Genomic DNA, 23,631 nt, shown 5'->3' with positions numbered 1-23,631 from the left:
AAAAAAGCCCCGACATAGCGCGTATGTTGGGGCTTAAATCAATCACTTCGATTATTTGATAGAGATGAGTTCTACATCAAAAATCAGAGTCGATGATGGTGGGATAGGGCCTGAACCGCCTTTACCGTAAGCTAGAGTGCTTGGAATAAATAGACGAACTTTTTGGCCTTCAACCATGTAAGTCAAACCTTCTTGCCAGCCTTTAATTACTTGCTTAAGAGCAAATGAGATTGGCTCGCCGCGCTCAACAGAGCTGTCGAAAACAGTGCCGTCGATTAGCGTACCGTGGTAGTGAACCGTTACTTTGCTGTTCTTAGTTGGGTGCTCTGTGCCTGTACCTTCTTCAAGAACAAGGTATTGAAGACCGCTTTCAGTCGTAATCACGCCTTCTTTAGTGCCGTTTTCAATTAGAAATTGTTGGCCTTGTTCGAAGTTTTCTCCGCCAGACTTATGATTCGTCCAAGTACGGTAAATCATGAAACCCGCCAAAAGAAAGACAATGACCGGGATGACAAATTTAGACATAGTAAAACCTATTTATATTGAGTGCTGAATTTCGTAGTTAATACAAAATGTGTTAATCAGTTGACTAAAGCCGTGATTATGGTTGAGTCAAAAGGTAGTTGATCGTTTTTGCAATGCCAGCAACGTCTTGGTGACCTGCTGTTAGTACTTGGTATTTACCGTTGATGATAAAGGTTGGTACTGAGTTGATCTGACCTTTTACTGAGATCTCTTCTGCTTGCTTAACGTAGTCGAAAAGAGCGACTTGCTGTTCTTTATTCAGCTGGTATGGGCTAACCAAACCACGAGAAGTAAACGCTGTCTCTAGTGCTTGTTGACGCTGCTCAGGTGTTGCATCTGCACCCATTTGAACGGCACCAAATAGGTCGTCCATGAATGCGTGGTCAGGCGTCGCATCAAGCTGCATCACTGCTGTGTAGTAGATCATTGCGCTGATTTGAGCGCTTTCGTTGAACGTCACGTGCATCTTGCCAATAGTTTGGTCTGTCAGAGATTCAATCTCTGGAATGGCACTTTCCATTTGACGGCAGTGACCACAGTTAAGAGAGAAGATTTCAGTGATCGGAGACAAGTTAAATTCTGTTAGAGCAGTAGGAAGCGCTTCGTATTGAACGCCTTTTTGTGGCTCGTCTGTTTCACTACAACCCGCGATAATGAGTACGGCAGCGAGTGCTGTGATGAATTTAGTAAATGGTTTAAACATAATGTTTGCTCTAGCGTTGAGAAGTCGTGAGATTCTAACTATTTAGTACGAATTGGAAAACAATTATAAGGTAAATAAATGCAAACAGTTCGAACTAGCGGCTGAAGACAAGCTAGTAGACGGTTAACTGTGATCAACAGCACTTTTTTGGGTTCTGCTTTCTTTTCGTCTAAAGTTTTTCCCTCGGTGCCGATATAGACATTAGTGAATGGTTTATCTGCATGAGTGGTTGGTGAAGTAATGAGATATTTAGCGATAATGTTAAGCATAGCTTTGGCTGGGTGTGAAGCCACGTCACCAACTGACTTACTTGGCGGTGACATGCTAGAGACTGCACCACAAACCGATTACGACTTGATGCATCCTGAATGGGGTGTGGTTCAAACGACTCATGTAGCAAGTAATCGTGGCTACTCGATTCAGAGCAGCACTCATCAACACAGAACCATCACGACCAACTACGGACGTGGCGTTTCGACTAACGATCCACTGGAAGTCTTTTTAAGACAAAACCGTATCGATTTTGAAGTGTTGCCGGGCAACCATGTGATGGTAAAGCTTGAGCAGCACGTGAACTTTAAAACAGGTTCAGCATTCCCTGAGCCAGCTTATAATCAATGGCTAGATACGCTAGGCAGCTACCTTGCTCAGCGCCAAGATATTGATGTGGTGATTGAAGGGCACACCGATAACACGGGCACAGATCGAATCAATGATCCGCTTTCAGAGCAACGAGCAAAAGAAGTGAAGGCTCGATTAGAGAGTAACTATGTGTCGAGTCGTTCTATTTATACTCGTGGCTTCGGTGAGTATGTTCCAGCTTGTACGAACGCTTCTGCGCAAGGCAAGGCGTGTAACCGCCGTGTGGAATTGATGCTGATTGTAGCGAAGTAGTCGTTTGAGTTTTCGCTCCCAATTTGAAGCGATTAACGCCAAATAACAGACATAAAAAATCCCTCACATTCGAGGGATTTTTTGTATCTGACTTTTGTTGCTTTATTGCTTATGCAAACTGCTTTTCTAAGTAAGTCACGATATCTGAAGATTCGTACATCCACTCAGTTTTACCGTCTTTTTCGATACGTAGACAAGGCACTTTCACACGACCGCCGCCAGCTTCAAGCTCAGCACGGTGTTGCTCGTTGTTTTTTGCATCACGAAGTTCAAATTGAACCGACTGACGTTTCATCGCGCGGCGCACCTTCACACAAAATGGGCACGCTTCGAATTGGTATAACGTGTGCGTTTTTGCTTGCTCATTTACTTTGCTTTGTTCTTCTTGAGAACGCTTCACACCACGTGGGCTGAAAACAAAATTCAATAACAAGATGACACGACCTAAAAACCAACGGATAAACTTCATAACTCTCTCTACATATTTAAAATTAGCGTTACAATTTGCAGCATTATATACACAAGTTTTGTCAGATGCTCGCAACAAACCGCTAATATCTATTTTGTCCGTTCGATCGTATGAGACTTAGCCACATTTAGCCCTAAACGCTTAGACAGTCGAGTCAGATTTGCTCGGTCTGTTTTCAGAACTCGCCCTGCTTGTGCCCAGTTAAAGTTGGCATCTTCCAACACCTCAGTAATGATACTGCGTTGAAAATCGTCCGTTGCACCACGTAGCCCTGCAGAAAGGTCGATCGTTGGTGTCGATAATGGTGTGTTTTTCACCTGAGTCGTCGCAATTGGCTGATCTTGGTCTAGAGGACCACAATCTTCCTTGGTGATTGTCACCAGGTTTTTATTGGTGCTGCGCGCTAACGCTTTCAATGCGGAACGACTGATCACATGCTCAAGTTCACGCACGTTACCCGGCCAACCATAACGGTTTAGGAAAGAAAGAACGTCGGAGCGGAATTTAACTTGGTTGATACCAAGTTTACGACGTGCCTGTTCTAGGAAGAAGCCTGCTAGCAAGCTGATGTCGTCACCTCGGTCTTTCAGAGCTGGCACTGCGATAGGGTACACACTCAATCGGTGGTATAAATCGGCTCTGAATCGACCGTCTTCAACTTCTTGCTTTAAGTCTCGGTTGGTTGCAGCTAAAACACGAACATCAATGGTTTGAATGTTGTCTTGGCCAACCGGTTGGATTTCGTTGTTTTGCAGCGCACGTAGGAGCTTACTTTGAGCGGCCAAAGGCAATTCACCAATCTCATCAAGGAACAGTGTGCCACCATCGGCTAAAGCAAATTTACCTAAGCGGTTTTTGTCTGCGCCAGTGAACGCGCCACGAACGTGACCAAACAGTTCACTCTCTACTAAGTTTTCAGAAATTGCAGCACAGTTTACGTAGACGAGTGGGTTACGTTTACGTTGAGATTGGTGGTGCAGGGTGCGAGCCACAAGCTCTTTACCAACCCCGGTGTCACCATGAATCAAGATATTAAACTCAGATGGAGCTACAACAGCGATGTCGTTCTTAAGCGCGACCATGGTGTCACTGTTACCAATCAACTCACCGCCGTCACGTTCCCACGCTTCTACGTTCAATTCTTCGAGTAATTGCTTTGACTGTTTTGCTTGATGCTCAAGTTGCGAGAAGGTCAGTGCCATCTGCATGGTTGAGGCTGCAATAGCTGCCAGTACTTCAAGGTTACGCGCCGGAATATTCGCGAAGACATCAGGTTTCAAGCTGTCTAGAGTCAGAATACCTAAGAGCTTATCGCCAAATAGCAAAGGCAAGCCCATACAAGCATGCATTGGTAAATCGCCATCATGGTCAATAAGCAAACCATCGAAAGGATCGGGTAAGGAGCTGTCAGCATCGAAACGAACAGGAGAGCGAGACGCGCAGATCTCTTCAAACCGTGGGTGTTCTGAAATGATAAAGCGACGACCGAACGTATCTCGGCTGAGCCCTTGCATTGCGATAGGTACTAGCGTGTCGCCTTGAAGGCTTAAAAGCGCGACACAATCACACGTTATGGTTTTGCGAATGGCATCGATCAGGCGATTGAAACGATCTTGATCGTTGACACCACTTGCGAGGCCAATGGTCATTTCCATGAGGGTAGATGCGGAGATATCTTGCATAAAAAACTCTAACTGTGTGTGTTTATCTACATAATAGAGTCTTATTGACTTAAAAAAAAGGTCTTTTTGACATTTTTATAAGATGAGTTTTGAGAAGAAAACCAGTAATGACGGGGATTGATAAAGTTGGCACTGATTGTGCAGAAGATACAGAGAAGCCCAATTATAGCGCTGATTAAACAGACTATTCTTGATCTCAATCAATCAGGTTGCATTAATCAGGTTTCGCGATTTTTTGAAATGAAAACGAGTCAAAATAACTCAGTTTCTAAAAATAACTAAGGTTTCAGAAAATCGATAAGTCATTCTTAATTTTTAGTAGTCAAAATGACATATAGGTCATAAGGCTCAGTGTTCGGAGTAAATTCATGCTTAACAATGCACATATCGAAATCATCAAATCTACTATTCCTCTACTTGAGAGCGCAGGCCCAGCTTTAACTCAGCATTTTTATCAACGTATGTTCACGCATAACCCTGAGTTGAAAGATATCTTCAATATGACTCACCAAAGAACAGGTCGCCAAGGCGTAGCACTGTTTGAAGCTATCGCGGCATATGCAAAGAACATTGAAAATCTAGCAGCGTTAACAACTGCCGTTGAACGTATTGCTCAGAAACACACAAGCTTTAACATTCAACCAGAGCACTACCAAATTGTTGGTTTGCACCTGATTGAGACATTACGTGAACTAGCTGCTGACGCCTTTACTCCAGAAGTGGAAGAAGCATGGACAGCCGCTTACCTATTCTTGGCGCAAGTATTCATCGATCGTGAAGCTGAACTTTACCTACAGCGTAAGCAAGCTGTTGGTGGTTGGGAAGCAGCGCGTGCGTTTGTGATTGCAGACAAAATCGAAGAGTCAGCGCTAGTAACAAGCTTTATCCTTCAGCCAAAAGACGGCGGTGAAGTTCTGGATTACACACCAGGTCAATACATCGGTATCGAAGTGAAACCAGAAGGCTCTCAATACAGCGAGATTCGTCAATACTCACTGTCTGATAAGCCAAACGGCAAGCAATACCGTATTTCTGTTAAACGTGAAGGACAAGGCCAAGAGACACAAGGCGTTGTATCTAACCACCTACACGATACGGTTGCTGTTGGTGATGAGGTTAGCCTATACGCACCAGCGGGTGACTTCATGTATCAAGAGCGCAGCAAGCCAGTAACACTTATCTCTGCAGGTGTTGGTGTAACGCCAATGCAGTCTATGCTTGAGTTCCTAAACACGGAAGATAAAAACGAGCCAGTACTTTACCTTCACGCTTGTGAGAACGTAGGCCAACACTCTTTCACGACTCGTGTTAAAGATATTGTTGCCGACAAAGGTTGGGAAGCGAAAACGTGGTACATGAACAAAGATGAATCTGCATGTGAAAACACGCATCAAGGTCAAATGGATCTAGCGTCTATCTCTGATACTAAAGGCTTTGAAGAGAGCGATTTCTACATCTGTGGTCCTGTTGGTTTCATGAAGAATATCGTAGAGCAGCTAGATGCAATGAAAGTTGACCGTTCACGCGTTCACTACGAAGTATTCGGCCCTCACGCTAACTTCTAATAGGTCTCGGCATTTCTAGTAACACTCGCCTGAACTATTAATACCTTGCCTATTCAAAGGCCTCACAGTGTGAGGCCTTTTTGGGTTTGGTTGGTTTTGTCTGACATCATCGACTACTGCAGAACACGATGGTTCAGCTAAGATCTTTTCGCTTTTATCTAAGAACGTTTCATCTTCTTGGACATGTAATCGGAATCGAAAAACTCAGGCCAGTACATTTTTACGTAACCACCGGCAACCCAAATCACTAGAATGGTGGCGATGGTTAGCTCAAAGAAACCAAACTTGTGTAGCCAATACCATTGTGGGTATTCCGCGCTGAAAAATGTAGTTAGACGATGCATGGCAATAGCGCTGATCACAGATGGGAAGGTGACGGCAGCAATCGAAGGTTGGAACTTCAAACGCATCAGGCGGATGTAACACAAGTAAATCAACAAAGTCATGGTGATGGCAATGCCCGCCAATGCACCTGTTAGAATCGGGTCTGGGTTGTCGAAGTTAACCAAGTAAGCGGCTAAAGATAAGTTAACCGGAGCTGCCATGATAGCGAGTGTTGGTCTTGCTCGGCGAGGAAGATTGCCTTCGAACACCAAGCGGTACAACACCACTGGCAACATAAGGAAATAGATACCAATACAAGTGACCGCAAGTGTTTCTGAAAATACGGTGTGCCCGAACTGTGTGCCAGCTAAGGAACTGCTGATCAAACCGACCGGATACAGAAACCAACTCGGTACAATGTTCGACATTTTGAAGTTGATGATCTGAAAACTGAAGAACAACACCATCATGGTAAAGTGAAGCAATAGCGCGCAGAACCAAACTGGGTAGGCGATAGCTGGCGATATCTCGGCTAAATAGTCGCACAGAATCAGTAAAGCCATGCTCATTGGTGCCATCAAGCTTCCGCTTAACGGGTGGCGAATATCATTAAGGAAGGTATTAAAGCTCGTTAAATAGCGCAGTAAAACAGGCAGCAATAATAGCGCGCCGAATGCAGCGAGGTAGGGACGAATTATCTCACCAATGCCCGGGATATATAACGCCCAAGCTTGTCCTAACCCAATAACGCCAAGTGCTAAAGACGCCTGAGATGGCGGCACATTTTTTACTTGGGTTAATCTTCTCCAGTTCAACGACTTGCTCCGACTTAGTTAATTACAGAATATTGGACTATTTGCCTTAGTTAGAGTGTGTAGGTCTTCCATCAATAGATTTTGAGGGCACTCAACTAATTTTGAGTGGATGATACCAAGTTTAACGTTTGCTTTTTTGATTTTGATACGGAATCGGGAGATTAAGCACGTTGAATGTGTGCTTTTGTTTCATGAGTCATTTGTAATTAACGTACTTCCTCTTGTTGAGGGAGATCTTGTTGTCTTAGTTTTTCGTTTTTCAGCGTACGGTTAAGCAGTTGACTGTAAATTGGCTGCCCACCTAACATTTGAGCAATGATTACCGCACCTAAGCAGGTGATGATCAACGGCAGGATCAGGTAGTAGTTATTGGTCATTTCAATAACTAACAGAATACCGGTGATAGGCGCTCGCACGGTGGCGGCAAATAAGGCTCCCATGCCAGCAATTGCAAACATACCCGGTTCAATATTCAGTTCAGGAAAGAATGCCGCCGCGATAAGCCCAAACGCGTAACCAAAGAGCGTTCCTAGAGCAAGCATTGGTGCAAAGATACCACCCGGTGCACCAGAGCCGAAACAAAGTAGCGTGGTGAGCACGCGCCCTAAGAAGATTAACAGCAGCACGTTTGCGCTGTAGTTGCCATTAGTGATGTTCGGGATGATACCAATACCACCGCCAGTCAACTCCGGTATATAGAGCAGCAATAAGCCAAAGCAACCGCCCAGCAGGGAACCTGTCATTAAGTAGCGTTTACGGTCATTCTTGTGTATTGCCACAAATAGGTCTTGCGAAAGTGTAATCAACTTATTGAAAATCACACCAAACATGCCGAACAACACGCCTAACAACAAGAATAACCACAGAGCATCCAGTTCAGGCGGTTGGTATTGAGGCATTGTGATAACGGCAGACTGCCCGTTGATTGATCGAAAAACGATGTTGGCTGAAACCGCGGAGATGATGACGGCTTTAATTGATATGAGTGAATAGCGAAACTGTGGTCTCATCTCCTCGACTACAAACATGATGCCAGCCAGTGGTGCGTTGAATGCGGCGGCTAAACCACCTGCGGCACCCGAAGCTAATAGTGAGTGGCGAGTGTCGTCATCTTTGACTCGAAAGATATCGGTGACCATGCGACCAATGCTGCCGCCCATTTGAACGGTTGGTCCTTCTCGACCTAAAACCATACCAGAGCCTAATGCGCCCATACCGCCAAAAAATTTTACTGGCAATACTCTCCACCATCGAACAGGGCGCATACCGTCCATCGCACCTTCAATTTCGGGGATGCCTGAGCCTGCAGCCTCTGGAGCAAAGCGGTGAACGAGGAAGTAACCAATAAAGGCAAATGCAGCACTAATAAGGAAAGCGGCTAGCCAAAGGGGTAAATAGCTACCGATTTCATCTTTAAGCCAATCGGTACGAGTTTCTGTGATGAAATGAACCGCGACTTCGAAATAGGTCCCCACTACGCCAGCAAGTACACCGACAATACAAGAAAGAAAGAGAACTGAAGCTGGGGTCTTATCTCTTGAGAGAAATTGATTAATAGCATCCCTTGGCATTTTTGCTAATAAGGACTGCTTAATTTTCTCTCTTCTGGTCATAGAAATAAGTTTCCTGAATGAGTTAAGGCGGGGTTGCATTAAATTATACGCTTCCTCCGCATATCCTATAGCAACAAAGATGAAAAGTTGAATTTCATTTATGGAATGTGCGTGTTACATAAATGGAATCTATGGTCAATAGTGGAATCACCGTCACAATTTTGATCGATTCTCTGGCGGCGGCTTGAATATCCCCAAAAATGAACCATAGTTAAATCGTAAAGCAACATAACGAACCGCAAGGAGAAGTGAGGTTTTACACACAATTTGGATGGATTCAGAAACAAAGTTTTAGTTCCTCGTTAAATGTTCAGGTCGATATTTAAGGCTTCCTGATTCGCGAACTCACGATTGAGTAACGAGGGTGAGGCGTACTGAGTAAGTACGCCTTTAGTTCGTCTGGAGCATCCCATTTCCACATTCTGCCTCTACTGTTTATCTCTTCTGATTATTTTCGCGCCAACCTCTATTAACGAATCTCAGTGTAAACAATCGATTGGGGTCAACTTTTTGGTGATTGAGTATATACTCCCTTAAAAAGGAGAACTGATATGACTAAAAAAGTTCCTACGAACATCATTACGGGTTTCTTGGGTGTTGGTAAAACGACAGCCATCTTGAACCTGCTAAAAAATAAACCTGAGAATGAAAACTGGGCTGTTCTGGTTAATGAGTTCGGGGAAATCGGTATTGACGGTGCATTAATGACAGATCAAGGCGCTTTGATTAAAGAAGTGCCGGGTGGATGCATGTGCTGTACTGCGGGCGTGCCTATGTCAGTGGGTATTAATGCCTTACTTCGCCAAAAGCCAGACCGTTTATTGATTGAGCCGACAGGGCTTGGTCACCCTAAACAGGTTATAGCGACACTGACTTCCGATCAGTACACACCATATGTCGATTTAAAAGCGACGCTTGGTTTGGTTGACCCACGAAATCTGTCTAATGAAAAGTACACCTCGAATCAGAATTTTAATGATCAACTAAATAGTGCAGATGTGATTCTTGGTACTAAGGTTGACCTTGTTCATTCTGAAGACATCGATGTGTTCAATGATTGGGTGACGGATCAAACGCCAGCAAAAGTCTTCCATAAGCTAATTCACGATGGTGAAGTGCCATTGGAAGTGTTAGACATTGAAAGAGTATACGGCAGTGCTTCATCTCATATTGAAGCGCATCATCACGATCACGCTGAACAAGAGCCTCAATTCCAACTTCCTCCTGGTGAAGCTTTCATCCGTAAAGAGAATAAAGGACAGGGCTATTTCAGTTGTGGTTGGTTGTTTGGCGCAGAGCATAAGTTCGACTTCGATGCGCTATTCTCTATGTTGTCAGATCTAACGGCCGAGCGTGTAAAAGCTGTCGTGAACACCGACCAAGGTTGCTACGCATTCAATGTGGCGAATCAAGTCGTGTCTGTGAACGAAATTACGCTTGATGGCTTTGAATCTCGACTGGAAGTGATCGACTCGCAGCTCATGCCATGGGGCGATCTCGAGCAGATTCTACTCAAGCTGTGTGGCATCAAATAGCCCTGTTTTTGCTGTTTGAACCAAGGATCTTGGTGTTTACCTCGTTGAAGGCGGGATAAACACCAGATTAAATGAGAAAGTTTGCGTTATATCACGATAAATGTGAGATAAATCACTCTAATTACTTTATAGTGCTCGGCTGAAATAAGAATGTAGGCTGTCTGCTTAAGGAACCCGTAACAATGTCATTTTCCTCTCAAGGTTTTGCTCCTGAATTAGTCAAAGCGTTGACTGAGTGTGGTTATGAAAAACTCACTCCAATTCAACAAAAAGCGATTCCAATGGCTCGTAAAGGCCATGATATTTTTGCTACTGCTCAAACCGGTACGGGTAAAACAGCGGCATTTTCATTGCCTGTTATCCAACACCTTTTGAACAGCGGTAAAAAGGCGTCTAGAGGAACGGCTCGCGGCCTTATTCTTGCTCCAACTCGTGAGCTTGCTGCGCAGATCGCTCAAAACATTAAAGACTACGTTAAATACACAGATCTAAGTGTTTCTGCGGTTTACGGTGGTAACAAGATGTCTTCACAAGTTCGTCAACTAGAACTGGGTGTGGATATTTTGGTTGCAACACCTGGCCGTTTAGAAGAGCACTTAGAAGCGGGTAACGTGTCTATTGCTAACCTAGAATTTCTAGTATTTGATGAAGCTGACCGTATCCTTGATATGGGCTTTATCAATGCCGTTCGTAAGATCATGTTGGATGTAGAAACATCACCGCAAATCATGATGTTCTCTGCAACGACTTCTACTCAGTTAAACCAACTGTCTGTTGATATTCTGCGTAAACCAAAACGTATTAGTGTTGAGCGCGAAAACTCAACGGCTGCTACTGTCGGCCACGTGGTTTACCCAGTGGATCAAGAGCGTAAAACAGAACTGCTTTCTGAGCTGATTGGTCGTAAAAACTGGCGCCAAGTGCTTGTTTTTGTTAACTACAAAGAAACAGCGAACGATGTAGTTAAAGAGCTTAAGCTAGACGGCATTAAAGCAGTACTGTGTCACGGTGATAAAGCGCAAAGTGCTCGTCGTCGTGCTCTAGACGATTTTAAAGAAGGTAAAGCGCGTGTAATGGTAGCAACCGACGTTGCGGCTCGTGGTCTTGATATCGAAGACTTACCACACGTAATTAACTACGACATGCCTTTCCTAGCGGAAGATTACGTTCACCGTATTGGCCGTACAGGTCGTGCAGGTAAGCAAGGTCACGCTGTCTCTTTCGTTAACCGCGAAGAAGAGCTGACTGTCGTTCAAGTTGAAAAACTGATTCAACAGCGCATTCGTCGTGTTGAACAACCGGGTTATGAACCGAAGAAACGTGATGCTTACATCGAGAAGCTGAACACTAAATCGGCTTACAAAAACCGTCAGGGTCGTAAGAACAACGCGAACGAAGAGCCACAAGATCAAGCAAGCGCTGAACGTCGTTTGACTATGATGAAGCGAATTAAAAACCGTCGTAAGTAATTACGGTTGGTGATTGAAAAGAGCCACTGTTATGTGGCTCTTTTTGTTTGTATTGATCGCAATATTGTTTATTGTCATTACTGCTTCGTTTCAACCTCGCTTCATTTCAAGCCCGATCAAGAAACAAGAACTAATAAATAAAAACAAGTCGATAAGGTAATAATATGGATAGCGCACTACTTTGGGCTTTTATTCCCACGTTTTTCTTCGTGTCAATCACGCCCGGTATGTGTATGACTTTGGCGTTGACACTTGGAATGAGTGTTGGATACAAGCGTACATTATGGATGATGATCGGTGAACTGGCTGGTGTCGCTGTGGTTTCTATTGCCGCGGTATTGGGTATCGCTTCGATCATGTTGAATTACCCATGGCTATTTACGGGCTTTAAATTTGTTGGTGCGGGTTACCTGTTTTATTTAGGCGTTCAGATGTGGCGTTCGAGAGGCAAACTGGCGATCAGTACTGACAACCAAACAACAAAAGTCAGCAATGATTGGGACTTGGTGGTTCAAGGTTTTGTCACTGCAATTGCGAACCCAAAAGGCTGGGCGTTTATGATTTCTTTGCTGCCTCCTTTTATTAACAGCAATAAAGACTTAGCACCGCAGTTACTCATTCTCGTGTCGATCATTCTGGTTTCTGAGTTTGTTTGCATGACTTTATACGCGACCGGCGGTAAGAGCTTAAAACATATGCTCGGCAAGGCGGATAACGTTAAGTTGATGAACCGTATTGCTGGTACGTTGATGATGGGTGTTGGTGTGTGGCTGTTCGTGAGTTAATTCTGAAAAGCGATAACGGTTAGAGATCTCCGACTCAGTCGTCCCTCCTTCTCGAGGATGACTAGAGCTTGGTATGACGAGCTCTTTGGATGATGATAAGTTTTTAAGGCTTGGTTCCTTACTTAAACCGAAGAATGCATAGAATATAAAAAGAGCAATAGGGCATTTGGCCTTATCGCTCTTTTTGATTTTACTGAGCTAGCGAACAGAAACTAGATAACAGAAATGTTTCTGCTCTTAGCTAGATTTGCGTATTAAACCGCGATTTCACCGCCGTCTTCACGACGAATCACAACCGTAGATGCTCTTGGACGAACATTGCCTTGAGTTTGTGCTGTTGCATCTTCAGACGATGGCCAGTTTGCAGGGTGTTGAATGTTCACAAACAGTGATTTGAAATCTGGGCTGATGGTAAAGCCAGTCACTTCACAACCGTTTGGACCCACAAAGAAGCGTTTAAGCTGTGCTTGGTTGTTTGCATCAATCACCGCACTGTTGCCGTTGTCATCCGTTAACTGAGATGGAACCACTGCCAGCATTTGGTCATTGGTGTAGCCAGTTACTTCGTCTGCGCCGTTATCTGTCTGAATCCACAAGATGCCACGAGCATCAAACGCTAAGCCGTCAGGGCTCGCGAATTGGTTCATGTCTGTTAGACCAGAGCGGTTAATAGACTTGTCTTCCACTGCTGGTGAACCAAATACGAAGATATCCCAATCGAACTCGCCTGCCGTTTTGCCTTCATCCCAACGGATAACATGACCGAACTTGTTGTCTACGCGAGGGTTCGCAGAGTTCGCTTCTTTACGCTTGTTGTTATTAGTCAGCGTTAGGTAAGCCGTACCCGTCATTGGGTCAACAGAGCACCATTCAGGGCGATCCATTGGCGTTGCACCAACAAGGTCGGCAGCGCCCGCTGTATTGATGATAAGCGCTGCTTGAGAGTCAAATGAATCACCTAGCTTGCCGCCGTTTGTAGTCTTGCTGCCCAACGTTAGTGGTAGCCACGTACCTGAACCGTCATCGTTGAACTTAGCCACATACAGCGTGCCTTTATCCATGTACTTGTCACCCGCACTTAGGCGATTACTCGGTTCTGCGTCACGCGGGTCCCATTTCTCTTCAGAAACAAATTTGTATAGGTATTCAAAGCGAGAATCGTGACCAGAGTAGAATACGATTGGCTCGCCTTCGGTCAACTTACCAAACGTACAGCCTTCGTGACGGAAACAACCCAGTGCAGAACGTTTCTTAGCGCGAGAGTTTGCTGTGTATGGGTCGATTTCAACAATGTAGCCGTGACCGTGTGCTTCGTTACGGTAATCGTCCATTGCTGACTCACCTGTTGGTGTTACGTCAAAGCGAGCAAATTCGTCTAGGCGTTCTTGTTTGTCACCAGAAAGCGTGTCCCAACCGTAACGTGTTTTGTCGGTAGCGATACCAATACGTTCTTGCGCTGGTGTTGTCTCGCCTTTGTTAACGAAATAACCCGGCCAGTTTTCTTCACACGTTAGGTAAGTGCCCCATGGTGTGTAGCCATTACCACAGTTGTTCAACGTGCCACGAGCTTGGCTGCCGTCTTGTGAGAACTTGGTTTTGGTAAATTCACTGTGTGCAACAGGACCAGACAGATCCATTACGGTCGCGCCTGTGTAGCGGCGGTTCAGAGGATCGTTATCGACCATCACCCATTGGTTGCCTTCAAGTTTTACACGAACCACACTCACGCCGTGTGCGTTGATCTCTTTACGTACTTCATCAAGGCTAGGGCGGTTGCCTTCATCGTATGTAGGACCATTAGCGTGCAGTGCTTTTTGGTCGATGTATTCGTGATTAATCACCAACAAACCGTCGTTGCTGTTGCCATTAAGCGGGAAGAAGTGCATGCCGTCGTGGTGCATGCCCAGTGAGTTTGCTTGATCTTGGGCGTTGTTGGTTCCATCTTTTAACCAAGCATTGCCTTGCTTGTTAAGTGGAGTACCCCAAGGAGCCAATACTTGTGCTGTATAGCCTTTTGGCACAACGACACTGTCTGTCAGTGAGCCTTTAACCGATTCGAATGCAAGTGTAGCAGTGCTTTTTTGCGGTGCGCTAGATGATGCTGTCGCCGCGTGCGCTGTGCTGTGGCCTGCTAAACCAAAAGCACCAAACGCCGTCATTGCACTGATGCCTAAACCGCCTTTGAGAACATTTCTTCTTGAAAGGTTCGCATCTAAAACTTCTTCGAAGGGTTTGTTTTTGCTCTTATTAAAACGAGTGCTATCAAATGTTTCCTTGCTCATCTCGACTGCTTCCTATTGGCTGATTTTATTATTCGTTATTCATGACTTACCCACCTACTAACTAATTGGTTAATAAGCTGGGTCAATGTGTGACTAATCGTGAAGCAGTTAAGTGACAGATTTTTATAGATTTGATTAAGGTTTTGTTTCTGTAGCACGATTTTTGCCATTAACACCCTTGTGTAATACAAAACTCTTGGGGATTGATGTGGAACTGTGTATAAATGCTTTATCAAACGAAAAGAGAGGCAGTTATGAAATTAGATAAAATCGAAAACAAAAATCGTCGCCTACGCAAAAAGCTATACCTAGGTGAATTCGCGATTCTGGGTTTTGAAGTAAGCTGCAAGACATCGATTACTGATTTTGATCAATACGATGTGTTCATTGATGAGTTCATTGATTTCATCGACAGCATCGGTCTGTGCTTTGGTGGCGGCGGCCTTGAGCTGTTTGAAGGTTTCTTATGCTCAATTGAGCGCTACCGTTCAGTAACAGAAGCAGAACAACTGCAAGTTGCTCAATGGCTTGAAGCTCGTGCTGAAGTAAGCAAAGTGGAAGTTAGCGAACTGATTGACGCAAACTACGCGTTCTAATTTGATGTTGTGTTGTTAGCTCGATTGAAAGGCCAAATACGGCTTAGGAAAGAGTAACAACAGTACGCTAGAATAAAGGCCGAATCGTTAAATCGATTCGGCCTTTTTGCGTTTTATTCGTTCCATTTCTATTCTTTATCTTCTTTTCTATCCCTTCTGACGTAAATGATAAATTGATATTTTTCGATTAAATATTAGTACTTTATCGCTATTTTTATTTGCAGTAATAAGTTTGGATAAACTTGTGAGAGTTTTATGAGAATTCAATGAAGTTGCTGATAGATTTGATCGTTATTCTTAGAGTCAACAACACCACAGTTCGTTCTGGCAAAGGTAACGGTATATCGCTGTTATTCGTTTTGTTGGCAACGATAGGACTCGATAAAGGATGGAATCAAAATGAATAAACGTACTCAAATCAGCTTAGTGATCAGCTCGGCTATGTTGGCCTTCGGAGCGGCTCAAGTTCAGGCTGCTGAGCTTGAAGTCACTGTCACTAATGCAACGAAAGGGATCTACTTTACGCCTATCTTAGCGGCGGCTCATGACTCAAGCTTGTTCATGTTTAGAACGGGTGAAACGGCTTCTTCGGAAGTAGAGTCCATGGCCGAAGGTGGCGATATTTCAGGTTTATCTGGTGTCATTGCCAACGCGGGAGGCGTGGTGGTTGAGAACCCAGCGGCCGGCATCCTCAATCCAGGCGTCGCAACTACGTTTGATATCAGTACTGGTGATTTAGAGTACCTATCATTGGGTGCAATGTTGCTGCCGACAAACGACGGCTTTGTTGGTCTAGATAGCTGGAAGATCCCAACTCAAGCGGGCACCTACAAAGCGACTCTAAATGGTTATGACGCAGGCACAGAAGCCAATGATGAGCTGGCGGGCAGTATGCCGAACCCTCCATTCATTACCTTTGGCGCTGGTGGCACAGGTGTAGAAACGGCAGTATCAAACGCTAAGGTTCATATTCATCCAGGTAACATTGGTGATGGTGATGGTGATGCGGCGGGCGGCATCAGTGACCTCGATAGCAGTAGCCATCGATGGTTAAACCCTGTTGCAACTATCACCATTGTTGTGAAGTAAGGGGGATGTATGAAAGCTAGAATTCTATTTATCGCTGCATCAGTAGCTGTGTTAGCGGGTTGTCCGGACGATGACGACGATTACTATCGCTATGATGTGAGTGTTACTAACCTCACCCCCAATCAACCAATGTCACCACTCGCGGTGTTGACTCACAATACGAATTTTGATCTGTTTGAAGTTGGGCAAAGTGCCTCTGTCGATCTGGAATACTTGGCGGAAGGGGGTAGTAATGCACAATTGCTTGCGCTCAGTGACAGTGACGCCAATGTTTATCAAGGCATCTCAGGCAATGGACTGATTCTTTCAGGTGAGCAAGACACGGTGTCGATTCGTGTCGACCCAAATCAAGAAGGGTATATCTCAGTTGCTTCCATGTTGGTGAACACCAATGATGCGTTTGTCGGCGAATCCGGATTATCGCTCAAGTCATTAGCGGTGGGTGATACCTTTACCATGAACATGAATGTTTGGGATTCGGGAACTGAGCTGAACGATGAGCTTGCTGCAACCATTCCGGGACCAGCAGGCGGTGGTGAAGGTTTTAATACCACACGAGACGACACCGATATAGTGAGTTTTCACTCTGGCGTAATCAGCCAAGATGATGGCCTTACGACTTCTACTTTAAGTGCAAATCATCGTTTCCTTAACCCCGGTGCAAGAATCACCATTACTCGAACTCAGTAACAGGTTGAAAGCACGATGAAAGAATTCCTGCTCTGTTCCGGTCAATTGAAAGGTGGGCGGACTCAGAATAGAGCAGGGATCATGAATAGTGCTGCGGTAAATTTGATGGCAAACATATTGTTGGTTGAAGACGATGATGACTTGGCTGAACTGGTGCAGATGCATCTTAAGTTCCAAGGGCATAACGTAATCAGAGCTAATGTGATTGAAAAGGCTCAGGCGCTCTATAAAGAGGGTCATTTCGATTTGATCGTACTGGATCGTGGCTTACCAGACGGTGACGGACTCGATTTCTGTCGAATGTTGCGTCAGCAAGAGGATTGGACGCCAGTACTCATGCTAACCGCAAGAGACGCTGAGTTAGATAAGGTGTCAGGCTTAGAAGCCGGTGTTGATGACTACATAACGAAACCTTTCAGCGTTCTCGAGTTTCAAGCAAGAGTGAGGAACGTGCTTCGCCGTTTAAGCCATGTCGAATCAGCGACTCAAGAGGTTGTGACAGCAGAATCGATTATGAACTTTGGTGTGCTCACTATTCAACCTGAACGCCATCAGGTGTCACTCAATAACCAAGACGTACCGCTGACAGCTACCGAGTTTACCTTACTTCATTTCTTAGCAACCCGCCCGGGGCGTGTGTATAGCAAAGACGAGCTGCTCGATCATGTTTGGAATACTCATCACTCTGGCTATCACCATACCGTGTGTAGCACAGTCAACCGTCTAAGAACCAAGCTTGCGATGCCGAATAGTGATGATGATTTCATTAAAACCGTTTGGGGTGTTGGTTATAAGTTTGAGTCGAAAGCTTAGGCCTATGTGTCGCGTCCGAAGTTTACTAAAAGGCCAGTAACACCTAAGAGCCATCGAGGAGAGAACATGAGTTTCAAATCGCGTTTAGTGTTGTTCACCAGTTTGTGGTTTCTGCTCGTGAGTGTGGTGATTGCTTACACCTATAATTGGCAAAAAGAGACCATAGAACAAAGAACTAAACAAAGCTTACATAAAGAGCTCGCGGTTCACATGCGCGATGATAACCCTCTGATGATTGGTACCGACTACAACCCTAAAGCGCTCAAATCCATATTTCACACCTTGATGTTAATAGGGCCAGATTTCGATATCTACTTCCTCGACAGTCAGGGCAAAATTACGACTCATGCTGCGCCAGAAGGCACTGTGTTAGCCAACCAGATAGACTTAGCACCCATTCAACAGTTTTTAAACGACGAGCCTTATCCCATTCTGGGGGAAGATCCGATCAATCCCGGGGCTCGTAAGGTGTTTTCCGTAGCAGCGATTGAAGAGCTAGGTTCGACCGTCGGGTATCTGTACGTTTTGATTGGCAGTAATCGTCACACCGTGATTGCCAATTCGCAGGTCGACACGCCATACATTGTACTCGCGGGGCTCATGCTGATCTCTATTTTGGGTTTTGCAGTTGGGGCTTATCTATTGGTTAAACGTAGCCTGTTAAACCCAATAGAAGCAGTAACCAACAAGCTGCAACAACAAGCAGAGCAAGATTTTCGATTGGACCCGAACTTCATTCATCAAGTACCAGAATTGGTGCCGATTGCACGCTCGTATCAGTTGATGGCGAAGCACATTCAACAGCAATTTTTGCAACTTGAATATCAGTCGTCACATCGAAGACAAAGCTTATTACAGCTCAGTCATGATTTGAAAACGCCATTGTCGAGTGTATTGGGGTATCTAGAAACGTGGAGGATTCAAAACCCACATTCGGATCCACTCATAGATGTGGCATATCGCAATGGCAACAAGTTATCTGAACAGCTCCATTCGCTGTTAGATAGCGCCAAGAATGATAACCCGGTACCCACATATCAATACGCTTCAATCGATTTCAATGGGCTGATGAGCGAATGCTTAGAAACGATACAAAGCAAATATCGCCATAAAAATGTTGAGTTGAACATTAATATGCCTATTGGAATCAAGGCTGTGGGTGACAGTGATCTGCTTGAGAGGTTGATTTTGAATCTGTTAGATAATGCATTGAGGCATAGCCCAAGTGGCACTGTGGTGTCGTTAGATGTTGGTTTTGAAGCGGATTCCAAACGGGTGAAGGTGGTGATTCATAATGAGGTTGAACTGGAAGCGCCGAATGGTTCTTTGGGAATAGGAACCAAGATCGCGCAGTCGATACTGATGTTGCATCACAGTGTGCTAGAAACAACAAAGGCAGAGAACTCCTTTCAGCAAAGCTTTTACTTGCCTTCGGTATAGCTCTATCTGCCTTCGATTTAGCTTGATGTGTACTTACGTAGAAGTAACGTTAAGCGTCTTTTCTGTCTTCGTTACCTTCGTTCACTTTCGCGTAGAAGTGAAGCAGCTCAGTTAATTCTTTAACCCAGCCAAACGCATCTTTAGGTGCGTTCTTTAAGATCTTTTCTACTTTCTCACAGTGCACTTCGATTGCGATTGCTTCTTCAAGGTTGAAAGAAATTGAGTAGAAGTGCCAAAGCAGTAGGCGAGTCATTCGCTCGATGTTCTGTTGCGAGTTATCCGACTCTGAGAAGGCTAGGTTTACTTCACCAAGCGCGATAGCTGTCATTCGAAGCATTGCGTCAAATTTCGCTGATTGCATGCGTTCTTCGCTGGTGACTTCTTCTTGCTCGAACGTAAACAATTCCGTCATTGCATCTTCAGGTACAAGGCGATGAATCATTCTTAAACTAAATTCTTCTAGTTCATGGCGAGGCATGGTGATTAAGCAATTTAAGGTGTAGTCGCGTTGCATGGTGTTCTCTTGGATCTGCAAAAAGGTCGGACAGTTTAATGGAGAAGCGAGTTTAGAAAAAGCAGATTTTAGATAAGCCTGCGTTGGCAGGCTTATCTGTGTACTACAAGCCCTAAAATCGATGCTTAGGGGAACTGTATTTAGGTTTGAACGCAGTATCAGGCTTTGCTATGGCTTGGCGGTTGGTACTGCATCGACTGGTCGTTTCTCATGAATATGTTGCTCGCGACCAAACTGCCGATGCAAATAGAACCAAGGGCGAGCCAAGTCATCGCATTAGGAATCTCGTTGAATAGTGGGATCGCCAACAAGGTTGCCACTGCGGGTGTTGCACTGCCAAAAGCGGCAGAGCGTTCAGCCCCTAAGGTATTAACCGCATAAAGGTAAGTGAACGCAGCGATTAAACCCGCCCCAACGCCTTGCACTGTTGAATGAACGGCAAGCTCCGTGAAGGGCCAATTAGCGATTGGTGTGTCCATTAGGTGGCTTGGGAGGGTTCCAGTCAGGATTAGGACGAGTAAAAGCAAAGTAGAACAGAGAGAAATAAAACCGGCACTGACTAACGCATTAAGATTAGCGACACGGGCTGAGATGGTGAACATCGCCCACATTAAGCTTCCGCATAAAAACAACAAATGACCTTTGGTGTATTCGAAGTTGAAGCTGCTTAAGCTACTCCCTAAAAACAACAGTATGCCGAGCAAAACCAAACCTAAACCAACAACACGATGTCGGCTGAGTGGCTGCTTAAAAAAGAGTACCGCAATTCCTGTAACGAACAGAGGAAGCGTGCCCGGAACAAGAGCACTGCCATGAGATACCGGAACAAACTGCATGGCCGTTCCGGCAACAAGCAGATAAGGTAATCCGCTACCTACGAACATACCCGTTAGATACCGTTTAGGGACGACGGAAATTGCGCTGCGTGCTTTCCACATCAAAGGCAATAACACCAAAGCCGGTATGAGAAATCTTGTGAGAGCGATATCGGCAGGTGTTAAATCTGAATTTGCGCCGCCTTTAAGAGAAAGAAAAAAGCTCGCCCAAATGAGTAGGGTGACAGTAATAGATAAGTAGCCAAGATTCATAATTTAGAAGGAGAGTGGGTGATGACTCATTATGGAACAGTTGGTGTGCCACAGGTTGGCAAGTTTTGGCTAAACTTGAACTATCGTTGATGATTTCTGCTAATATTCACCAAATAATTAACGGATTTAACTAATGTTTGGCATTTACTATGGATAGAATTGATAGACATCTTCTCGAACTGCTACAAAAAGATGGCAGGTTAACCACGGCTGAACTTGCTGATGAAGTGGGTTTATCACCTTCGCCTTGTGCAAGACGAGTCAAAAGGCTAGAAGAAAAGGGCATTATTGACGGTTATCGTGTGAGCTTGTCACGAGAACAAGTCGGCATCGCAATGAGTGTGTTTGTTGAGGTGAGCCTAAACAACCACCAAGAAGTGTCGATAGATAAGTTTGAGGCGGCTGTTGTAGAGATGGAAGAGGTGATCAGTTGCCACGTTGTATCTGGGGCTTATGACTATTTGCTAGAAGTGGTTAGCCCGAACTTGATGGCCTACGAGGCATTTACAAGAAAACTTCAAAGGCTCTCTAACGTGAAAGATATTCATACCCACCTTGCGATAAGACAAGTAAAAGGCAATGCACCACTGCCAATTTATACCGATTAAGCCAAACTCTGAGCAGTAACACGAAGGCAGAATGAGCTGAAAACGAAATGGTTTACTCCTGAAGTAGAAGCGCGGTCAATATCAAAAATCATCCATTAAGTGTCAGGCTTCAGGCAATAAAAAACGGAGCACCTCGTGAAAGGTACTCCGTATATGATAGGTGCAAAACTTAGTGATACTTAAAGTTAGAGATTGAACAATCCCCAGTTTGTGCATTAATTCTGAATGAAAAAGCATGTGAATGATAATCCACGCCGTCATTCCAAATTGTCTCTCCAAATATCTTACATAGCTCTAGCTCACTTACTGAACCGAACTCTTCCATGTGTTTAGCTACAGATAAAAGTTTACCTCTTATCTCTGCAGTCCATTCCGTGTTACTCAAGCAGTTGAAAGCCATAGTCTTTTGCATATTACCTAGCCAAAATGTTTCTTGTTATTAAGTTATATGAAGATTCATGATAACAATTTTCTGGCGTTTGTAAATCTATTTTGTGATGAATATCTCACATACTCGCTTGCATTGGTCGGAAATTGAACTTCATTGTTGATAGATAGCACATTACTTTTACAACCTATTGATAAAGCTTTGATTAACGAGTTCTTAGAATATTATGAATGGGATTGAGCATATTTATCGGAAAAGTCCAGTCGAACGAGTGAGAGAATCTAATGGTGATTTCAGTTTGATGCATCGTTTGCTGGTTGGTTTATGTGGCGCGCTTCATCAATCATCGTCGCTTCTCTGCGGTATTTTGAAGACAGCTGACGGAATTTTTCACTGAGTGTATGGAGATCTCGGGAGAGTGATTGTGAGCTTTGTACGTGCACCTTTGCGCTTTCTGCCTGGCGCGGGAGTCTTGCTTTGGTGCAGTGTTTGGCGACGGCTTGCCATGAATACGCTAGAGAGTCAGCGCCTTCAAGTTCACTAGACACAACATACGCCTGTTGTAGCAAAACCTCGGAGACGTCATACGCGGTATTCATATGACTATTGAGCTGCACATTAAACCTTTCTTCGTACTTTGCCCAAAGCTCAATGATCTGCTTTTCATTAAAGTGTTTAGATAACAATGTCTGTGACTCATAGGTTGAAAGAACTTGGTTGAACTCTTTGGTGTACTGATTATAGCGACCTTCAAAAGAGAGCTGACGATCCAACAGTGTTTGCCAGTTTTCACGGTCACAATGATTCGCTAGAGCGACATTGGCACTAAAAGTTGCGCTTACAATGATAACTTTCCCCCAAAAACTCATGACTTTCCTCTACTTACCGTGCGCTCTATTGAGAGTATAGATGAGCAGCAGCATGAGTTGATGTACACTTGAGACATACCTATAACGGAAGAGCTGGTGGATTTGATGAAAAAAGCGCTGATCGCTTTACTTGTGTTGTTGTTGATGTTGGGCGGAGGGGGAGGAGCGGCATACTACTTCTTAGTCATGAATAAAGACCCAATCCCACAAGAGAAAACGGAAGAGCCGGCGTTAGAAGCTACCGAGCAATCTGAATCTGACCTTGTACCCATCATGGATCTTCAGCCTGAACCCGAGCAGACGGAATTTTACGTTTTGGAGAGAAAGCTTGAAGTGGTCGAGCAACCTGAAATTGATGGCTTGATAACAGATTACCTCTATAAAGGGGAAAAGGTGGTGGTACTCGAGAAACAAGGCGAATGGGCACGTATCTCAGACTATATAGTCCTTAAAGAAGGCGGCCCACAGACGGCGGAATGGGTCTCTATGTCAGGCTTATCGAATGATGAAGTCATTATTTCGGAAAAAGAAAGCAAAGAGATATTGGATTCCTATTTGGTTAAGTCTGATGACCTCAAGATCCATCAAGAAAAATTCCGTAATTCGGTGGCTAAACTGATCTCTGAGGGGGAGTGTGCCCCAAGTGATTTTGAAGAATTAGGCGGATGGGTGAAATCTGTTAAGTACAGCAATCGAGATGTCTATTTTATTTATTGTGGTGGGTTGTCCCTTGAAAACAAAATTTATCTTGATGTAAATACAAATGAAATATTTACGAAGTAAGATCCCACGCTCTATTTAATAATGCTATTTACTAAAGCCCACTCATAGGTTGAGTGGGCTTTTTTGTCTATCCATAATGTTCATCTTTCCCA

24 protein-coding genes are annotated in these 23,631 nt (G+C 44.5%); 13 read left to right on the top strand and 11 right to left on the bottom strand.

Features of this window, described 5'->3' with window-relative positions; genetic code table 11:
* Nucleotides 1–51: 51 nt before the first annotated feature.
* Together AB6D58_RS10805 and AB6D58_RS10800 are read right to left on the bottom strand one after the other, a co-directional pair.
* A complete protein-coding gene (locus AB6D58_RS10805) occupies nt 52–525 on the bottom strand; it encodes an FKBP-type peptidyl-prolyl cis-trans isomerase (RefSeq protein WP_017062642.1) in 474 nt (157 codons plus the stop codon).
* A 76-nt stretch (nt 526–601) separates the two neighbouring features.
* Nucleotides 602–1,228 (bottom strand): thioredoxin domain-containing protein, encoded by a 627-nt coding sequence (locus AB6D58_RS10800; RefSeq protein ID WP_017062641.1) that lies wholly within the window; start codon nt 1,226–1,228, stop codon nt 602–604.
* A gap of 258 nt (nt 1,229–1,486) precedes the next feature.
* Between AB6D58_RS10800 and AB6D58_RS10795 the strand changes: the two genes are divergently transcribed.
* Nucleotides 1,487–2,122 (top strand): OmpA family protein, encoded by a 636-nt coding sequence (locus AB6D58_RS10795; RefSeq protein ID WP_104216162.1) that lies wholly within the window; start codon nt 1,487–1,489, stop codon nt 2,120–2,122.
* Nucleotides 2,123–2,231: 109 nt separating this feature from the next.
* Here the strand turns inward: AB6D58_RS10795 and AB6D58_RS10790 are convergent, their stop codons facing one another.
* Nucleotides 2,232–2,591, bottom strand: a complete 360-nt coding sequence (locus tag AB6D58_RS10790) for a glutaredoxin (protein WP_017062638.1) — start codon at nt 2,589–2,591, stop codon at nt 2,232–2,234.
* An 89-nt stretch (nt 2,592–2,680) separates the two neighbouring features.
* Nucleotides 2,681–4,273, bottom strand: a complete 1,593-nt coding sequence (gene norR, locus AB6D58_RS10785; protein ID WP_017062637.1) for a nitric oxide reductase transcriptional regulator NorR — start codon at nt 4,271–4,273, stop codon at nt 2,681–2,683.
* A gap of 368 nt (nt 4,274–4,641) precedes the next feature.
* Here norR and hmpA point away from each other — a divergent pair, with 368 nt between their 5' ends.
* Nucleotides 4,642–5,838, top strand: coding sequence for an NO-inducible flavohemoprotein (hmpA, locus tag AB6D58_RS10780; protein WP_017062636.1), 1,197 nt, complete (start codon nt 4,642–4,644; stop codon nt 5,836–5,838).
* A gap of 158 nt (nt 5,839–5,996) precedes the next feature.
* Here hmpA and AB6D58_RS10775 read toward each other — a convergent pair whose 3' ends face one another.
* Nucleotides 5,997–6,944 carry a TDT family transporter gene (locus tag AB6D58_RS10775; RefSeq protein WP_136979877.1) on the bottom strand — a complete coding sequence of 316 codons (948 nt, stop codon included), beginning with the start codon at nt 6,942–6,944 and terminating at the stop codon, nt 5,997–5,999.
* 239 nt (nt 6,945–7,183) lie between these two features.
* Nucleotides 7,184–8,590, bottom strand: a complete 1,407-nt coding sequence (clcA, locus tag AB6D58_RS10770) for a H(+)/Cl(-) exchange transporter ClcA (protein ID WP_136981891.1) — start codon at nt 8,588–8,590, stop codon at nt 7,184–7,186.
* 551 nt (nt 8,591–9,141) lie between these two features.
* On the opposite strand from clcA, the gene AB6D58_RS10765 reads away from it, so the two are divergent.
* The 3 genes from AB6D58_RS10765 (at nt 9,142) to AB6D58_RS10755 (ending at nt 12,379) form a co-directional block, all read left to right on the top strand.
* Nucleotides 9,142–10,125, top strand: coding sequence for a GTP-binding protein (locus tag AB6D58_RS10765; RefSeq protein WP_017069160.1), 984 nt, complete (start codon nt 9,142–9,144; stop codon nt 10,123–10,125).
* A gap of 182 nt (nt 10,126–10,307) precedes the next feature.
* A complete protein-coding gene (locus AB6D58_RS10760; RefSeq protein ID WP_017062632.1) occupies nt 10,308–11,594 on the top strand; it encodes a DEAD/DEAH box helicase in 1,287 nt (428 codons plus the stop codon).
* Between the two features lie 164 nt (nt 11,595–11,758).
* Nucleotides 11,759–12,379, top strand: a complete 621-nt coding sequence (locus tag AB6D58_RS10755) for a LysE family translocator (RefSeq protein ID WP_017062631.1) — start codon at nt 11,759–11,761, stop codon at nt 12,377–12,379.
* A gap of 254 nt (nt 12,380–12,633) precedes the next feature.
* Here AB6D58_RS10755 and AB6D58_RS10750 read toward each other — a convergent pair whose 3' ends face one another.
* Nucleotides 12,634–14,661, bottom strand: a complete 2,028-nt coding sequence (locus AB6D58_RS10750) for a PhoX family phosphatase (RefSeq protein WP_104216297.1) — start codon at nt 14,659–14,661, stop codon at nt 12,634–12,636.
* A gap of 254 nt (nt 14,662–14,915) precedes the next feature.
* Between AB6D58_RS10750 and AB6D58_RS10745 the strand changes: the two genes are divergently transcribed.
* The 6 genes from AB6D58_RS10745 to AB6D58_RS10720 all read left to right on the top strand — a co-directional run bounded on the left by AB6D58_RS10745 (nt 14,916) and on the right by AB6D58_RS10720 (nt 19,289).
* Nucleotides 14,916–15,257, top strand: coding sequence for a YggL family protein (locus AB6D58_RS10745; protein ID WP_017062629.1), 342 nt, complete (start codon nt 14,916–14,918; stop codon nt 15,255–15,257).
* Between the two features lie 266 nt (nt 15,258–15,523).
* A complete protein-coding gene (locus AB6D58_RS10740) occupies nt 15,524–15,664 on the top strand; it encodes a hypothetical protein (RefSeq protein WP_017067451.1) in 141 nt (46 codons plus the stop codon).
* A complete protein-coding gene (locus tag AB6D58_RS10735) occupies nt 15,657–16,346 on the top strand; it encodes a spondin domain-containing protein (RefSeq protein ID WP_372157248.1) in 690 nt (229 codons plus the stop codon). The genes AB6D58_RS10740 and AB6D58_RS10735 overlap by 8 nt, the downstream gene beginning before the upstream one ends.
* 9 nt (nt 16,347–16,355) lie before the next feature.
* Nucleotides 16,356–17,036: a spondin domain-containing protein gene (locus tag AB6D58_RS10730; protein WP_017072230.1), complete on the top strand. Its 681-nt coding sequence runs from the start codon at nt 16,356–16,358 to the stop codon at nt 17,034–17,036.
* 81 nt (nt 17,037–17,117) lie between these two features.
* The gene (locus AB6D58_RS10725) at nt 17,118–17,849 is read left to right on the top strand and encodes a response regulator transcription factor (protein WP_017067448.1); all 732 of its coding nucleotides are present in this window, start codon (nt 17,118–17,120) and stop codon (nt 17,847–17,849) included.
* A 66-nt stretch (nt 17,850–17,915) separates the two neighbouring features.
* Nucleotides 17,916–19,289, top strand: a complete 1,374-nt coding sequence (locus tag AB6D58_RS10720) for a HAMP domain-containing sensor histidine kinase (RefSeq protein WP_104216299.1) — start codon at nt 17,916–17,918, stop codon at nt 19,287–19,289.
* Between the two features lie 49 nt (nt 19,290–19,338).
* Here the strand turns inward: AB6D58_RS10720 and AB6D58_RS10715 are convergent, their stop codons facing one another.
* Complete coding sequence (locus AB6D58_RS10715) at nt 19,339–19,803, bottom strand: hypothetical protein (RefSeq protein WP_017064489.1); 465 nt, start codon at nt 19,801–19,803, stop codon at nt 19,339–19,341.
* 158 nt (nt 19,804–19,961) lie between these two features.
* Nucleotides 19,962–20,891 carry a DMT family transporter gene (locus tag AB6D58_RS10710; RefSeq protein ID WP_372157246.1) on the bottom strand — a complete coding sequence of 310 codons (930 nt, stop codon included), beginning with the start codon at nt 20,889–20,891 and terminating at the stop codon, nt 19,962–19,964.
* Between the two features lie 149 nt (nt 20,892–21,040).
* On the opposite strand from AB6D58_RS10710, the gene AB6D58_RS10705 reads away from it, so the two are divergent.
* Nucleotides 21,041–21,499 carry an Lrp/AsnC family transcriptional regulator gene (locus AB6D58_RS10705; RefSeq protein WP_017062622.1) on the top strand — a complete coding sequence of 153 codons (459 nt, stop codon included), beginning with the start codon at nt 21,041–21,043 and terminating at the stop codon, nt 21,497–21,499.
* A 169-nt stretch (nt 21,500–21,668) separates the two neighbouring features.
* On the opposite strand, the gene AB6D58_RS10700 is transcribed toward AB6D58_RS10705, so the two are convergent.
* Nucleotides 21,669–21,911: a hypothetical protein gene (locus AB6D58_RS10700; RefSeq protein WP_017062621.1), complete on the bottom strand. Its 243-nt coding sequence runs from the start codon at nt 21,909–21,911 to the stop codon at nt 21,669–21,671.
* Nucleotides 21,912–22,180: 269 nt separating this feature from the next.
* Complete coding sequence (locus AB6D58_RS10695; protein WP_136979883.1) at nt 22,181–22,756, bottom strand: hypothetical protein; 576 nt, start codon at nt 22,754–22,756, stop codon at nt 22,181–22,183.
* 96 nt (nt 22,757–22,852) lie between these two features.
* Here AB6D58_RS10695 and AB6D58_RS10690 point away from each other — a divergent pair, with 96 nt between their 5' ends.
* A complete protein-coding gene (locus AB6D58_RS10690) occupies nt 22,853–23,539 on the top strand; it encodes an SH3 domain-containing protein (RefSeq protein WP_372157244.1) in 687 nt (228 codons plus the stop codon).
* Nucleotides 23,540–23,631 lie beyond the last annotated feature (92 nt).

The sequence above is a fragment of the Vibrio sp. 10N.239.312.D08 genome, from assembly GCF_041466145.1.
Taxonomy (GTDB): domain Bacteria; phylum Pseudomonadota; class Gammaproteobacteria; order Enterobacterales; family Vibrionaceae; genus Vibrio; species Vibrio crassostreae_C.
Note: the sequence above shows the minus strand (reverse complement) of the source record. Positions and strands in the feature narration are given on the sequence as shown.

Bases quoted from the DNA above. Each gene is read 5' to 3' on its own strand.
- AB6D58_RS10800 (WP_017062641.1), bottom strand. From the start codon at position 1,228: ATGTTTAAACCATTTACTAAATTCATCACAGCACTCGCTGCCGTACTC.
- AB6D58_RS10740 (WP_017067451.1), top strand. From the start codon at position 15,524: ATGAAGTTGCTGATAGATTTGATCGTTATTCTTAGAGTCAACAACACC.
- AB6D58_RS10705 (WP_017062622.1), top strand. From the start codon at position 21,041: ATGGATAGAATTGATAGACATCTTCTCGAACTGCTACAAAAAGATGGC.
- AB6D58_RS10715 (WP_017064489.1), bottom strand. From the start codon at position 19,803: ATGCAACGCGACTACACCTTAAATTGCTTAATCACCATGCCTCGCCAT.
- AB6D58_RS10755 (WP_017062631.1), top strand. From the start codon at position 11,759: ATGGATAGCGCACTACTTTGGGCTTTTATTCCCACGTTTTTCTTCGTG.
- AB6D58_RS10725 (WP_017067448.1), top strand. From the start codon at position 17,118: ATGAATAGTGCTGCGGTAAATTTGATGGCAAACATATTGTTGGTTGAA.
- AB6D58_RS10695 (WP_136979883.1), bottom strand. From the start codon at position 22,756: ATGAGTTTTTGGGGGAAAGTTATCATTGTAAGCGCAACTTTTAGTGCC.
- AB6D58_RS10700 (WP_017062621.1), bottom strand. From the start codon at position 21,911: ATGCAAAAGACTATGGCTTTCAACTGCTTGAGTAACACGGAATGGACT.
- AB6D58_RS10795 (WP_104216162.1), top strand. From the start codon at position 1,487: ATGTTAAGCATAGCTTTGGCTGGGTGTGAAGCCACGTCACCAACTGAC.
- clcA (WP_136981891.1), bottom strand. From the start codon at position 8,590: ATGACCAGAAGAGAGAAAATTAAGCAGTCCTTATTAGCAAAAATGCCA.
- AB6D58_RS10710 (WP_372157246.1), bottom strand. From the start codon at position 20,891: ATGAATCTTGGCTACTTATCTATTACTGTCACCCTACTCATTTGGGCG.
- norR (WP_017062637.1), bottom strand. From the start codon at position 4,273: ATGCAAGATATCTCCGCATCTACCCTCATGGAAATGACCATTGGCCTC.
- AB6D58_RS10735 (WP_372157248.1), top strand. From the start codon at position 15,657: ATGAATAAACGTACTCAAATCAGCTTAGTGATCAGCTCGGCTATGTTG.
- AB6D58_RS10730 (WP_017072230.1), top strand. From the start codon at position 16,356: ATGAAAGCTAGAATTCTATTTATCGCTGCATCAGTAGCTGTGTTAGCG.
- hmpA (WP_017062636.1), top strand. From the start codon at position 4,642: ATGCTTAACAATGCACATATCGAAATCATCAAATCTACTATTCCTCTA.
- AB6D58_RS10720 (WP_104216299.1), top strand. From the start codon at position 17,916: ATGAGTTTCAAATCGCGTTTAGTGTTGTTCACCAGTTTGTGGTTTCTG.
- AB6D58_RS10790 (WP_017062638.1), bottom strand. From the start codon at position 2,591: ATGAAGTTTATCCGTTGGTTTTTAGGTCGTGTCATCTTGTTATTGAAT.
- AB6D58_RS10745 (WP_017062629.1), top strand. From the start codon at position 14,916: ATGAAATTAGATAAAATCGAAAACAAAAATCGTCGCCTACGCAAAAAG.
- AB6D58_RS10765 (WP_017069160.1), top strand. From the start codon at position 9,142: ATGACTAAAAAAGTTCCTACGAACATCATTACGGGTTTCTTGGGTGTT.
- AB6D58_RS10750 (WP_104216297.1), bottom strand. From the start codon at position 14,661: ATGAGCAAGGAAACATTTGATAGCACTCGTTTTAATAAGAGCAAAAAC.
- AB6D58_RS10760 (WP_017062632.1), top strand. From the start codon at position 10,308: ATGTCATTTTCCTCTCAAGGTTTTGCTCCTGAATTAGTCAAAGCGTTG.
- AB6D58_RS10805 (WP_017062642.1), bottom strand. From the start codon at position 525: ATGTCTAAATTTGTCATCCCGGTCATTGTCTTTCTTTTGGCGGGTTTC.